Origin of the sequence: Streptococcus sp. 2018110 (assembly GCF_019754115.1) — a bacterium.
Lineage (GTDB): Bacteria > Bacillota > Bacilli > Lactobacillales > Streptococcaceae > Streptococcus > Streptococcus hashimotonensis.
On the sequence record NZ_JAIJZO010000012.1, the window covers coordinates 21,439 to 33,987 of the forward strand.

Below are 12,549 nucleotides of genomic sequence, written 5' to 3' on the forward strand. Positions count from 1 at the left end.
AAATTTGGTATTATCTGTATCATTTATATATTTGTATATTTATGTTCGAGAAAATCTATATGCATAGTTAAGAAAGAAAAGAGCCGCGAAAGCGACTCTTTTTGGTTTTAAATGATTACCCAACAAACTCGTTGATTTCTTTTTCGATGTTGGCGATTTTTTCTTCCGCCTCGGCAAGTGTTTCACCAACTGTTGCGATGTAGAATTTGATTTTTGGTTCTGTTCCTGAAGGACGAACGGCAAACCAAGAATCATCTGCCAAGGTGTATTTCAAGACATCTGATGGAGGAGTAGTGAGTTTTTCAACGTTTCCATCTTTGTCTGTCTTAGTTTGAAGGGCAAAGTCTTCAAAGACCGCGATGTCTGTTGCGTTGAATTGTGCTGGTGAGTTATCGCGGAATTTAGCCATGATTGCCTTGATTTGTTCTGCACCGTCTTTACCAGAAAGAGTAACAGAGATTGTTTTCTCAGCAAAGTAGCCATATTCTTTGAAGATTTCATCGATACCGTCAGCCAAGGTCATGCCACGTGAACGGTAGTAGGCAGCAATTTCAGCAACCATAAGCACAGCCTGGATAGCATCCTTGTCACGTACAAATGGTTTGATCAAGTAACCAAAGCTTTCTTCAAAACCAAACATGTAAGTATGGTTGTGTTTTTCTTCGAACTCTTGGATTTTCTCAGCGATGAATTTGAAACCAGTCAAGACGTTGAACATGGTAGCACCGTAGCTTTCAGCAATCTTAGTTACCAACTCAGTGGATACGATTGACTTAGCAAGGGCAGCGTTTGCAGGAAGTGTGCCTGCTTGCTTGTGGGCTTCAAGGATGTATTTAGCAATGATAGCGCCGATTTGGTTACCAGAAAGGTTCCAGTATGAACCGTCAGCTTGACGAACTTCAACACCAACACGGTCAGCGTCAGGGTCAGTTGCAAGAAGGACATCTGCACCGACTTCACGGCCCAATTCTTCCGCAAGGGCAAATGCAGCTTGGCTTTCTGGGTTTGGTGAAGCGACAGTAGAGAAGTCAGGGTCAGCAGTTGCCTGTGCTTCAACAACTTGGACAGACTCAAAACCAGCCTGTGCAAGGGCACGACGAGCCAACATTTCACCCGTACCATGAAGTGGTGTGTAGACAATCTTCATGTCTTTACCGTATTCAGTAATCAATTCAGGGTTGATGTTGAGGTCTTTGAGTTCTTCAAGATATTTAAGGTCAGTTTCTTCGCCAAGAACTGTAATCAAGCCATTTTCCTTGCTAGCTTCAAGGTCGGCCAATTCAACTGCAAATGGATTGTCAATGGCACGGATGAAGTTGGTCAATGCATCTGCATCAGCTGGTGGCATTTGTCCGCCGTCTTCACCGTAAACCTTGTAGCCGTTGAATTCTTTCGGGTTGTGGCTAGCAGTCACCATGATACCTGCGATGGCATTGTAATGACGAACTGCAAATGACAACTCAGGAGTTGGACGAAGGCTTTCAAATACATAAGATTTGATACCATGCGCTGCCAAAACTTGAGCTGATTCAAAGGCAAATTCTGGCGAGAAGTGACGTGAGTCGTAAGCGATGGCAACACCACGTTTTTTAGCTTCTTCACCTTTTGATTCTACCAATTTTGCCAAACCTTCAGTAGCTTGACGAACTACGAATACGTTGATGCGGTTGGTACCAGCGCCAATATAACCACGCATACCAGCTGTACCAAATTCAAGATTTGTATAGAAGGCATCTTCTTTTGTTTTTTCATCCATTGCGACTAATTCTTCACGCAAGTAATCTGGAAGGTCCGCAAAGTCGAGCCATGTTTGATAGGTTTCTTGATAAGTCATCTCATATCTCCTTAAAAATTTTTATATTAAACGCTTTCATTATACCATGTTTGAAAAGAAAAATCACGCTTTCACGTGATTTTCTGATATTTATTTTTGAACTTTCTGTAAAACTGGAACGATAGCTATGGTTAAGAGACCGGAGATGGTTAATTCTGCAATAGAATTGAATGAGACGATACTAGCTAGTAACAATTTTATATCCCCAGCATATACATTAGAAAATAGGAAGAAGATACCAGTCAAGACAAAAATTGTATTTGTCAAGGTACCAGTAAGACCTGCTAGTAGAAGCCCCTTTTTGTTTTTCATCAATTTGTAAACAAAATATGGTGTAACTCCGATTAAAATACGTGGAACTAAGGCAATCAGGATAGAATTGAAGTTTCCATGTTCTACGAAAGGAGAGAAAACATAACTCATCGGTGAAAGGATTATGCTATTGCGGATGATACTCATTATTCCCATAAAACCACCCAGTTGTGCCCCTAAGCGTGGACCGTAAAGAATGGAAGCGATGATGATGGGAATATGGGTAATAGTCGGTTTTATTGGCAAGATAAAATTAGCAAAAATCATCTGACTGACCACTTCAATGACAATCATGATTGTTAGAAATATTGCAAGAGTCGCAACATCCCTGGATTTATTTGTTTTCATTTAGAACCTCCATTACTTTATTAAGAATCACATCAACCTCGGCCAGAGCGCCTGTACCAAAGTCGCCGCAAGCAAGCAGAGCTTCACGCGGTTTGATTTCCTCAAAACCATACTCTATGAGGGTTTTGATATTTTTCTGGGTAGCAGGATTGAGGTACATGTTAGTATTCATAGCAGGTGCCAGCAGTTTTTTGGTACCAATTGGCAGAGCCAGAGCTGTTGCAGTAATAATGTTGTCAGCCATACCATTAGCTAATTTAGCTATCGTATTGGCAGAAGCAGGGGCAACTAAAAATAAGTCTGTTTCTTTGGCAATATCGATATGCTTGATAAGAGTAGGATTTTCTTCGATCATGACATCTGTATGAACCAGATTTTTTGATAAGGATTGGAGAGTCAAAGGTGTGATGAAGTCCATAGCAGAGCGACTCATGAGGACTGTAATCTGATGACCGAGCTTGGTCAATTGACTGGTTAGGTCAGCTGCTTTATAGGCTGAAATAGAGCCAGTAACGGCAAGTGTGATATTAGCCATTTTTTTCTCCTTTTTCTAGGGTATTTAAAATGAGCTGAGCAATTTCATCTTTTGTCTGTGCTTGAATTTCCCTTGTTTTATCAACTAAATAGGCAATGTGTTGATTTTCTCCAATGTCCTTCAAGTCATTAGCAAGTATATAATCAGCGCCATTTCGTTCAATGCTTTGGCGAGCTACGGCAAATAATTCCTCCTTAGGAACATTAACCAATAGTTTGAAGCCAAAGAGTGTGATAGCTGGATTCCATGTTTTTACATAGGAAATGACCTTGGGAGTTTTTTTCAAGAAAAGAACTTGGTAGTCATCCTTGGATGAAATCTTGCTTTCTGTATTCTGTTTTTTTAGTAGACTAGAGATGTCTTCAGTTGCTCTTAGTTCATCTAAACCAGTCATATAAACAGGTGTATAATCAGATACAGCCATGCTATGAATCAGGGCCTGATGGGTTTTGACTAAAGGTTCTAATGTTTCTTTCAAACTATCAACATTTGTGATTTCGATAATGGTTAAATTCTTCTGAGAATTTGGTTTGACAGCCTGTCTTGTAGTCACAAGAGTAACTTCATGACCACGTTTCAAGGCTTGTTCGGCAATGATTTTTCCAAGATGTCCAGAAGCATGGTTTGTAATAGCGCGGACTTGATCGATAGCTTCGCTTGTTCCGCCTGATGTAATCAATAGTTTCATGTTCATATTTTACTAGAATTTCTATTTTTCGTAAAGTTTGCACTAACTCATTTGCTAATAAATCTGTGACACTGGAAAATGATAACACTAATAAAAAATATAAGGATTAGTCTTAGACGGAAGTATAGAGCTATGATATGATGAGAATACAGTTTTTAAAAATTTGTATCTGTTTAAGTAAGGGAACCTGTAGTTTTTCTGAAAATTCCGTACGTTAGTGAATAAATAGTAAAAAATATGCGAAAATAAGTTGTGGTATGGTATAATGTCCATAAAAAATAAGGAAATTAGGAGCTCTCATGAAAACAGATATTGAAATTGCACAAAGTGTAACCTTGAAACCAATCACAGAAATCGTTGAAAAAGTTGGTATCAGCTTTGATGATATTGAACTTTATGGAAAATACAAGGCAAAATTGTCTTTCGATAAAATCAATGCCGTCAAGGGAAATGCGCCTGGTAAGTTGATTTTAGTAACAGCTATCAACCCAACGCCAGCTGGTGAAGGTAAGTCGACTATTACTATCGGTTTGGCAGATGCTCTTTCTAAAATTGGCAAGAAAACTATGATTGCCCTTCGTGAGCCTTCTTTGGGACCTGTCATGGGGATTAAAGGTGGAGCTGCAGGTGGTGGCTATGCTCAGGTCTTGCCAATGGAAGACATCAATTTGCATTTTACAGGGGATATGCACGCCATTACCACAGCAAACAATGCCCTTTCAGCCTTGATTGATAACCATATCCATCAGGGGAATGTGATTGGGATTGATCAACGTCGTATTATCTGGAAACGTGTTGTGGACCTCAACGATCGTGCCCTTCGTAAGGTAACAGTTGGCTTGGGTGGTCCGCTCAATGGTATTCCGCGTGAAGATGGATTCGATATTACCGTAGCTTCTGAAATCATGGCGATTTTGTGCTTGGCGACGGACATCAATGACTTGAAAGAACGTTTGGCAAATATTGTTATCGGTTATCGTTTCGATCGCAGTCCTGTCTACGTGCGTGATTTGGCGGTGGAAGGTGCTTTGACCCTTATTTTGAAGGACGCTATTAAACCAAACCTTGTCCAAACCATCTATGGCACGCCAGCCTTTGTTCATGGTGGTCCATTTGCTAACATTGCCCACGGCTGCAACTCAGTCCTGGCAACAACAACCGCTCTGCGATTGGCCGACTATACCGTCACAGAAGCAGGCTTCGGGGCTGACCTTGGAGCAGAGAAGTTCCTTGATATTAAGGTGCCGAACTTGCCTAAGGCTCCTGATGCTGTGGTGATTGTAGCGACCCTGCGTGCGCTTAAAATGCACGGTGGTGTAGCTAAGACAGAACTTTCTACTGAAAATGTAGAGGCAGTCAAAGCTGGTTTTTCTAACTTGAAGCGTCACGTTGAAAATATCCAGAAGTACGGTATTCCAGCGGTGGTTGCTATCAACGAATTCGTCTCAGATACAGCTGATGAAATTGCAGCTTTGAAAGAACTTTGTGCTGAAATTGGCGTACCTGTCGAGTTGGCAAGTGTTTGGGCAAATGGCGCTGATGGTGGTGTTGAACTGGCTGAAACAGTTGTTGCTACTATTGATAACCAAGCAGCAAACTACCAACGCCTCTATAAGGCTGAGGATAGCTTGGAAGAGAAAGTGACCAAGATTGTTACGCAAATCTACGGTGGTACAGGCGTTGTCTTTGAGAAGAAGGCTCGTAACCAGCTGGCTGAATTTGCTAAGAATGGCTGGGATAAGTTGCCAGTCTGCATGGCCAAGACCCAATACAGCTTCTCAGATGATCAGTTTGCCCTCGGTGCACCAACAGGATTTGACATTACAGTCCGTGAATTTGTGCCAAAATTAGGTGCAGGCTTTATCGTTGCCTTGACTGGAGATGTCATGACCATGCCCGGTTTGCCAAAAGCTCCCGCAGCTCTCAACATGGATGTGGCAGCAGACGGGACGGCTATCGGCTTGTTCTAACAAGAATGAATATAAAAAATCCGCTCAAAGGCGGATTTTTTGTCTATTCAGATAGTTTCTCAACCGTTTGATAGGCAAGTAAGCCAAGTAAAATACTCAAGATAGGAAACACCGTCTGGAAGATACCAGTGTTGAATGGTGAATTAAAGAGGAAATGGATTCCAAAGCTTGCACCAATCCAAAATACTCCCTGTGCTTTTGATATGCCTGTATTTTTCGTGAGAAGGGCTACTAAACCAATGGCGAAGAGAAGCGTGAAAACCCAATGGGCCCAACCAGCTTGACCAACGCGTTCAAGAATGGTTTCAAAGCCGTCTAACTTATTCATGAACATATCTCTAAAAACAAAGGTGATGTCTTCCACGATTTGGAAACCTAATCCAACAATCACTCCGCTTACCAATGCATTTTTTAGTGTCATTTTTCTACAAATAAGCAGTACAAGTAGAACAGTTAGCCCTTTACCGATTTCTTCTGCCAATGGACCTGAAATAGCTGCGCCCCAGTCATTTAGGAAATTATCACTAGCTTTAACAATTTCGAGTAGGAAATATCCAATAGCTGTATGTCCAAGTTCAGAAAACGAGATGCTACTTGTTAAGCCTAAAAGCCAGCTAAGACCTATAACTTGTTTTGAGATGTTATAGCGTTTAGCTAAGGAATATGTCAGTATTAGTAGGGGGATGATGTAAATAGCGACCAAGGAAATTGTGAGGAGAAAGAGAGGATATTTAGCCTCCATACCATTTGGCTTACCGAATTCTCCAAAGATAATTTTGCAACCGTTGACAAATCCAATCGTTGCTAAGACGACTGGAAGATAGGTTTTACACATTTGAAATTTTTCTTTCATAGTTTGACCTTTCTGTATTAATAAACTAGTGTATAGATACATTGTATCAAAAATGAGTACGTTTTGTCTATAATCTACCTATTTTTTATCTAAGTCTTCTCAGTTGTTGTAATGTTTTTCCTGCAACTAGGACTCCATAATAGGCCGTAGCAGAATTGTGCCAAAAATTTTCTTTTTTGATAGACTAATGTTGAAAAAATGAAAGGAGTATTTTATGGAACAATATGATTTAGTAGTCATTGGTTTTGGAAAGGCTGGTAAGACCTTGGCAGGTAAGCTGTCAGCAGCTGGGAAGAAAGTTGCCTTAGTAGAGGAAAATCCTGCTATGTTTGGCGGGACTTGTATCAATATCGGCTGTATTCCAACCAAGACTCTCTTGGTAGCTGCAGATAAAAACTGGACTTTCGAGCAGGTCATGGAACAAAAAGAGACCGTCACTACTCGCTTGCGGAACAAAAACGAAGCAGTCTTGAAAGGTAGCGGTGCTAGTTTGTATCAAGGACATGCGCGTTTTGTGGCGGACAAGGTTGTAGAGGTATCTGCTGGAGAAGAAAGCCTTCAGTTGACTGCGGAAACGATTGTCATCAATACAGGTGCTAAGTCGCGCGTGCTACCAATTCCAGGTTTGTTGGATACAGCTCACGTGTATGATAGTACAGGTATTCAGAACTTGGAAACTCGTCCTGATAAGTTGGCTATTATCGGCGGTGGTAACATCGGTCTGGAATTTGCTGGACTCTACAGCAAACTCGGTAGCCAGGTGACGGTATATGAAGCCAGCTCTGCTATTTTACCAAGGGAAGAGGAAGTAGTTGCTAAGTTAGCCAAGGAGTATATGGAAGAAGCTGGCGTGACCTTCGTCTTGGGTGCGAAAATCGAGCAAGTAGCAGCTGCGGGCGAGCAAGTTGCTGTGACGGTTAATGGCGAAACGGCAGTCTTTGATGCTGTCCTCTATGCGACAGGTCGTGTGCCAAACACTGCTGACTTGGGCTTGGAAAATACGGCGATTGAGCTTTTGGAAAATGGTGCTGTTAAGGTGGATGACTACTGCGAAACGACCGTTCCAGGTGTCTATGCAGTAGGTGATGTCAATGGCGGTCCACAATTCACTTACACATCCCTAGACGACTTCCGTATCGTCTTTGGCAAGTTGACTGGAACAGGAACTTATAGCTTGAGCCAACGTAAGTCTATTCCAACCAGCGTCTTTATCACGCCTGTGCTTTCTCGTGTTGGTCTGACCGAGAAGGAAGCCAAGGAAGCAGGCTACGACTACATTGCCAATGAACTGCCTGTTGCCAATATGCCACGTGCCCATGTCAATAATGATCTCAAAGGCATTTTCAAGGTTATCGTAGATAAGGAAACGAAGCTTGTTCTGGGTGCAACACTATTTGGTCGTAATTCAGAAGAGTTGATTAACTTGATTACTATGGCCATTGACAATAAGATTCCTTATACCTACTTCAAGACGCAGATTTTCACCCATCCGACTATGGCTGAGAATTTGAATGATGTTTTTAATTTTTAATACTTTAGGGAGGGAAGCTGTCTGCATATACTCAAGTATAATCTGCGGCTTCGTTTCCTAGACTAGTATCAAGATCATCGAGTGACCATTTTTCTTTGATGAATCGTGACCGCCTGTAAGGGGCGGTTTTTTATAATTATCTGCGATTTCTTGGACAGATTGGAATGGGATAAAGATCGGTAATAGATATTGATGAATCAACAACCATTTCGAATACGTGGTTTATAACATAATAAAAGCCTGTCAATGCAGGCTTGTTTTAGTATGTGTTACTGGTGGTGCTGAGTCGTTTCAATTTGGTCTACTTTGAAAAATGCAGCAAGTGCCACGCAGAAACTAAAGCAGAGCATGAGAACGGTTATTTCACCAGAGTCAGATGTTAGTCCTTCGTTGAATGGAGTATTCAAGAAAAAGTGTGCTAAGACAGCCATCAGCATCCAGAAAAGTCCTTGTTTTTTAGATATGCCACTATTTTTTGAGACGAGAGCGACCAAACCGACTGCGAATGCAAGGGAGAAGGCCCAGTGAGTTCCGCCAGCGTGAAGCATACGTTCGATAAGAGTGGCGAAGCCATCTGCTTTAGATTTAAAGATTTGTTGGAAGACATAGAGGCCGTCTTCAATAATCTGGAAACTCAAACCTACAATCATACCGCTGACTACGGCATTTTTTAGAGTAAGTTTTTTGAGCAAGAGGAGTACGAGTAGTACAACTAGGCCCTTACCAAATTCTTCATGGAAGGGGGCGGTGACAGCTGCTCCCCAGTTTTGAATAAATGTTTGAGGTGGTTTGATGATGAATAACCAAAAAGCTCCTAAAAGTGTTTGACCAATACCAGAGAAGTAAAAACTAGCTGTTATACCCAAAATCCAACTGAGATGGATAACTTTTTTAGAAATATCAAAACGTTTCGCTACATAACGAATGATAAGAATCATAGGGAGGACATAAAGTGCAACTAAGGAAATAGTTAGAAAGAAGAGAGGATATTTTCCGTCCATTCCATCCGGTTTCCCAAAAAAGGTAAGAAGAACTTTACAGCCAGAGAAAAAACTCCAAACGGCTAAAAAAATAAGTAGCTTCATTTTGTGTTTAGCACAGAATTGTTTCATAAAATGACTTCCTTTATATTAATTTAGTAGATGTCAGTTATCCCTACCGTGCTATAGTTTATCATAGCCATCTTTTTATTATCTCAGGTCTATCTATTTTTTCTCGGTTTTTGGATTCCATGATATAATAAGTAAAATATGTTGGAGGACTATTATATGAAATTGCAAAAGAAAATCATGTTATCTGTTGTTCTTGGTTTGAGCCTTGTTAGTTTGTCTGCCTGTCAGTCAATTTCTAACTGGTGGAAAAATACCAAGGAAGAATGGATTGGTTTGGAGATGACGGTACGGACATACGATGAAAATTCTCAATTGATAGATGAAATGTCTGGTAAGTCCCTATCGATTTCGCGGAATCAGGAATTTGACTCGGTGGATGCCGAAGGCTATTCCAATGCGGATTCGTCGGTCTTGAAGGTGACACTTGGGAATTACGAAATTGACCACGTAGGCTCATCTTTGATTGCAGCAGAAGAAGGTTTGGAAGACTTGTATGCGAAATATCAGACCACAGTAGATATTGCAAATTACGATCGTGCAATTCCGCTTGTTAACCGTATGGTATCTAGTCTCAAAAATGATTTTACAGGTAAGGCAAAGGTGGTTTTGATTCGTTCGCAAAACGGAACACCGCTTGCTACTTATGTAGGTGATAAAGTGTCTCTTTATGCATCTGATGCACCTAAGACTTCTGAACTCTTGATTGATGGCAAACGGTTAATTATCTATCGCTGTGATTATACCATTTATGATAGAGAATTATTGGAGAACTAGATGATAGACATTCGTTCCGCAAGGATAGAGGATGCTGCAGACCTTGTGTCTCTTTATGCTCCTTATGTAGAAAAGACCGCTATTACCTTTGAAACAGAAGTGCCGACTGTCGAAGCCTTTGCAAGTCGAATTGAAAAGACCTTGGAGAAGTTTCCCTATCTGGTCGCAGTTGAAGAGGGCACTCTTGTTGGTTATGCCTATGCTTCAACCTACTATGCCCGAGCTGCCTATGACTGGACGGTGGAATTATCTGTCTATATCCAGCAAGAAGCACGTGGAAAAGGAATTGGAACTCTTCTCTACAATGCTTTGGAAAGGGAACTGATAGCGCGTGGTTTTAAAAATTTCTTAGCCTGCATTGCCCTACCAAACCCAGCCTCTATAGCACTCCATGAGAAGAGGGGCTATGAACAGGTAGCTCATTTCAAAAAAGTTGGTTATAAATTTGATACATGGCATGATATTGTTTGGCTTCAAAAATCTCTTGTAGGTAAGCAAAATGAAGATTGAAGAATTAGAAAAACGCTTGTTGGCTGTGGCGGATGCCAGTCAAGCTCAACCCATGAAAGCCTATATGAAGAATCACTTTGACTTTCTAGGTGTTCGGACACCTGATCGCCGAACAGTTGCTAGGCAATTTTTCAAAGATTTTAAGGCTCAGGGAATTGACTGGGACTTTGTAGAGGCTTGCTGGTCTAAGCCCTATCGTGAATTTCAATATATCGCCATTGATTACCTAGTGACCAAGAAAAAAGACTTGGTTCTAGCTGATTTAACCCGTTTGAAAAAACTGGCTCAAAGTAAGTCTTGGTGGGATAGTATTGAAAACTAGTCGGTAAGATTGTGTTGGACAATCCAGAGGCCAAGCAGACAATCTTGGAATGGAGTTTGGATGATGATTTCTGGTTGAGACGGATTGCCATTGACCACCAGTTATTGCAAAAAGAAAAGACGGATATGGAACTGTTGGAGAAAATCCTGATCAATAATCTCAATCAGACAGAATTTTTCATCAATAAGGCGATTGGCTGGAGTTTGCGGGATTATTCTAAGACCAATCCTGACTGGGTGCGGGCTTTCCTTGACAAATATAGTTCCCAAATGGCAGGTTTGTCCATTCGTGAGGCAAGTAAATACATCTAGGAGGAGCCATGTCTAAAGTTTATGAATTTGAAGCAGTCATTCATCCCGTACCGGACAAGGGTGGAGCCTATGTCATCTTTCCCTATGATATACGAGAAGAGTTTGGCAAGGGGAGAGTAAAAGTTCATGCCAGATTTGATGGTCAACCCTATGATGGCTCCATTGTCAATATGGGAGTAAAGGATGAAGCAGGCACTATCTGTTACATTATTGGTATACAAAAAGCTATTCGAGCGGCTATTGGAAAACAGGCTGGTGATAGAGTACAAGTAACCATTCAAGAACGAATGGAGTAATCAGGCTTGCAAATCCTTGAAATTATGGTAGAATAGATTCATGCGATGAGCCGAGTAGTGACTTTGTCACTTTCGACGCTAGGGAGGTCTTCATTTAATTGAAACGCAGGAGCGGACCTTGAATAGTTGTGTGAACCTTCTATTCTCATCGGAAACGATGCCCTTGCCCACCCTTGAGGTGGGCTTTTTTTGCATACTAATATGCTTCAGATAATCTATCGGAAGCATATTTCAGTATGTATTTCTATAGGAATGTTATTGGCTCAGCCGAGGAAGTTTTTGTATTTCTCAAAGTTAGAAATAGCAGTTGATATTATGTTTGATGAAGATTGCTTGATAGTCTTTTAAATCTTCTGGATGGAGAGCCTTGACATTGGTCATAGTATAGGTTCGATTGAGAAGCTTATACTTATTTTCTCCAAATTGATGGAAGGGGAGTAGTTGGACTTTGTCAATCTTGAGTTGATTAAAGAGACAGGCGAATTGTTCAGCATCTTCGAGGGAATTATTAAAGTCAGGGATAACAGGGATCCGTAGGACGATTTCTTTCCCGATGGAAAAGGCGTATTGGATATTTTGTATGATAAGGTTATTGTTGACGCCGGTGACTTTTCGATGAGAAATTGTATTGTAATGTTTTAAATCAGTATAGATAAAGTCAACGTATTGGATAAGGTCAACAAATTTGCGGTGTTCTACGAAAGCGGTGGTTTCAATAGCGGTATGAAGGCCGTATTTTTTTGCCTCCATAAGAATAGCTTTCGCAAACTCATATTGGGCAAAAATTTCTCCGCCAGACAGCGTGAGCCCACCACCAGATTCTTCATAAAAATCAATGTCTTTCATGACTTCGGATATGATGTCATCAACAGATTTTTCTTCTCCCATGATGGTCATTTTTTTACTAACAGCATCAAGCATGGGTTCAGGTTTTCGTTTTTGAGATTCTGGATTTGCACACCAAGGACAACGTAGGGGGCAGCCTTTCAAGAAAACCGTCGTACGTATACCAGGACCGTCATGGAGCGAAAAATGTTGAATGTTAAAAATAATGCCTTTTCGTGTATTCATGCTCTTTCTCCTTTTCGATTAATTTGATTTTATCACACAAAAGAAAGTTTTACAATTACGAACGTAAGTTAAAAAGTTGCAA

At 40.9% G+C, this 12,549-nt stretch carries 12 protein-coding genes and 1 pseudogene; 6 read left to right on the forward strand and 7 right to left on the reverse strand.

The genetic code is table 11. The annotated features are described in order from the left end of the window. Nucleotides 1–115 precede the first annotated feature (115 nt). The 4 genes from K5Q34_RS07855 to K5Q34_RS07870 form a co-directional block, all read right to left on the reverse strand. Nucleotides 116–1,834 (reverse strand): phospho-sugar mutase, encoded by a 1,719-nt coding sequence (locus K5Q34_RS07855; protein ID WP_221864810.1) that lies wholly within the window; start codon nt 1,832–1,834, stop codon nt 116–118. 90 nt (nt 1,835–1,924) lie between these two features. Beyond that, nucleotides 1,925–2,494 (reverse strand): ECF transporter S component, encoded by a 570-nt coding sequence (locus tag K5Q34_RS07860; protein ID WP_014638079.1) that lies wholly within the window; start codon nt 2,492–2,494, stop codon nt 1,925–1,927. Continuing rightward, a complete protein-coding gene (gene coaC / locus K5Q34_RS07865) occupies nt 2,481–3,029 on the reverse strand; it encodes a phosphopantothenoylcysteine decarboxylase (protein ID WP_172114754.1) in 549 nt (182 codons plus the stop codon). Before coaC ends, K5Q34_RS07860 begins: the two co-directional genes overlap by 14 nt. Further along, nucleotides 3,022–3,717 (reverse strand): phosphopantothenate--cysteine ligase, encoded by a 696-nt coding sequence (locus K5Q34_RS07870; RefSeq protein ID WP_172114756.1) that lies wholly within the window; start codon nt 3,715–3,717, stop codon nt 3,022–3,024. The genes coaC and K5Q34_RS07870 overlap by 8 nt, the downstream gene beginning before the upstream one ends. 299 nt (nt 3,718–4,016) lie before the next feature. Between K5Q34_RS07870 and K5Q34_RS07875 the strand changes: the two genes are divergently transcribed. Continuing rightward, nucleotides 4,017–5,687 carry a formate--tetrahydrofolate ligase gene (locus K5Q34_RS07875; protein WP_172114758.1) on the forward strand — a complete coding sequence of 557 codons (1,671 nt, stop codon included), beginning with the start codon at nt 4,017–4,019 and terminating at the stop codon, nt 5,685–5,687. 43 nt (nt 5,688–5,730) lie between these two features. On the opposite strand, the gene K5Q34_RS07880 is transcribed toward K5Q34_RS07875, so the two are convergent. Next, entirely contained in the window at nt 5,731–6,540 is an 810-nt protein-coding gene (locus K5Q34_RS07880; protein ID WP_114866538.1) for a PrsW family glutamic-type intramembrane protease, read from the reverse strand. Nucleotides 6,541–6,754: 214 nt separating this feature from the next. Here K5Q34_RS07880 and K5Q34_RS07885 point away from each other — a divergent pair, with 214 nt between their 5' ends. Further along, on the forward strand, nt 6,755–8,071 hold the full coding sequence (locus tag K5Q34_RS07885; RefSeq protein WP_208546509.1) for an FAD-containing oxidoreductase: 1,317 nt from the start codon (nt 6,755–6,757) through the stop codon (nt 8,069–8,071). 269 nt (nt 8,072–8,340) lie between these two features. Here K5Q34_RS07885 and K5Q34_RS07890 read toward each other — a convergent pair whose 3' ends face one another. Next, a complete protein-coding gene (locus tag K5Q34_RS07890) occupies nt 8,341–9,072 on the reverse strand; it encodes a PrsW family glutamic-type intramembrane protease (RefSeq protein ID WP_239016723.1) in 732 nt (243 codons plus the stop codon). A gap of 267 nt (nt 9,073–9,339) precedes the next feature. Here K5Q34_RS07890 and K5Q34_RS07895 point away from each other — a divergent pair, with 267 nt between their 5' ends. The 4 genes and pseudogenes from K5Q34_RS07895 (at nt 9,340) to K5Q34_RS07910 (ending at nt 11,396) form a co-directional block, all read left to right on the forward strand. Further along, nucleotides 9,340–9,957: a DUF5052 family protein gene (locus K5Q34_RS07895; protein ID WP_024400873.1), complete on the forward strand. Its 618-nt coding sequence runs from the start codon at nt 9,340–9,342 to the stop codon at nt 9,955–9,957. Next, on the forward strand, nt 9,958–10,467 hold the full coding sequence (locus K5Q34_RS07900; protein WP_172114764.1) for a GNAT family N-acetyltransferase: 510 nt from the start codon (nt 9,958–9,960) through the stop codon (nt 10,465–10,467). It abuts the gene before it with no gap. Next, nucleotides 10,457–11,100: pseudogene (locus K5Q34_RS07905) on the forward strand (DNA alkylation repair protein). The gene K5Q34_RS07900 and the pseudogene K5Q34_RS07905 overlap by 11 nt, the downstream one beginning before the upstream one ends. Nucleotides 11,101–11,108: 8 nt before the next feature. After that, nucleotides 11,109–11,396, forward strand: a complete 288-nt coding sequence (locus K5Q34_RS07910; RefSeq protein ID WP_172114768.1) for a DUF1905 domain-containing protein — start codon at nt 11,109–11,111, stop codon at nt 11,394–11,396. Between the two features lie 294 nt (nt 11,397–11,690). Here K5Q34_RS07910 and K5Q34_RS07915 read toward each other — a convergent pair whose 3' ends face one another. Further along, a complete protein-coding gene (locus K5Q34_RS07915) occupies nt 11,691–12,467 on the reverse strand; it encodes a glycyl-radical enzyme activating protein (RefSeq protein WP_208546510.1) in 777 nt (258 codons plus the stop codon). Nucleotides 12,468–12,549: the final 82 nt, after the last annotated feature.

Excerpts from the sequence above, each read along its gene's own strand:
- K5Q34_RS07885 (WP_208546509.1), top strand. The coding sequence starts at position 6,755 with ATGGAACAATATGATTTAGTAGTCATTGGTTTTGGAAAGGCTGGTAAG.
- K5Q34_RS07895 (WP_024400873.1), top strand. The coding sequence starts at position 9,340 with ATGAAATTGCAAAAGAAAATCATGTTATCTGTTGTTCTTGGTTTGAGC.
- K5Q34_RS07860 (WP_014638079.1), bottom strand. The coding sequence starts at position 2,494 with ATGAAAACAAATAAATCCAGGGATGTTGCGACTCTTGCAATATTTCTA.
- K5Q34_RS07870 (WP_172114756.1), bottom strand. The coding sequence starts at position 3,717 with ATGAAACTATTGATTACATCAGGCGGAACAAGCGAAGCTATCGATCAA.
- K5Q34_RS07875 (WP_172114758.1), top strand. The coding sequence starts at position 4,017 with ATGAAAACAGATATTGAAATTGCACAAAGTGTAACCTTGAAACCAATC.
- K5Q34_RS07915 (WP_208546510.1), bottom strand. The coding sequence starts at position 12,467 with ATGAATACACGAAAAGGCATTATTTTTAACATTCAACATTTTTCGCTC.
- K5Q34_RS07890 (WP_239016723.1), bottom strand. The coding sequence starts at position 9,072 with ATGGACGGAAAATATCCTCTCTTCTTTCTAACTATTTCCTTAGTTGCA.
- K5Q34_RS07900 (WP_172114764.1), top strand. The coding sequence starts at position 9,958 with ATGATAGACATTCGTTCCGCAAGGATAGAGGATGCTGCAGACCTTGTG.
- K5Q34_RS07855 (WP_221864810.1), bottom strand. The coding sequence starts at position 1,834 with ATGACTTATCAAGAAACCTATCAAACATGGCTCGACTTTGCGGACCTT.
- K5Q34_RS07910 (WP_172114768.1), top strand. The coding sequence starts at position 11,109 with ATGTCTAAAGTTTATGAATTTGAAGCAGTCATTCATCCCGTACCGGAC.
- K5Q34_RS07880 (WP_114866538.1), bottom strand. The coding sequence starts at position 6,540 with ATGAAAGAAAAATTTCAAATGTGTAAAACCTATCTTCCAGTCGTCTTA.
- coaC (WP_172114754.1), bottom strand. The coding sequence starts at position 3,029 with ATGGCTAATATCACACTTGCCGTTACTGGCTCTATTTCAGCCTATAAA.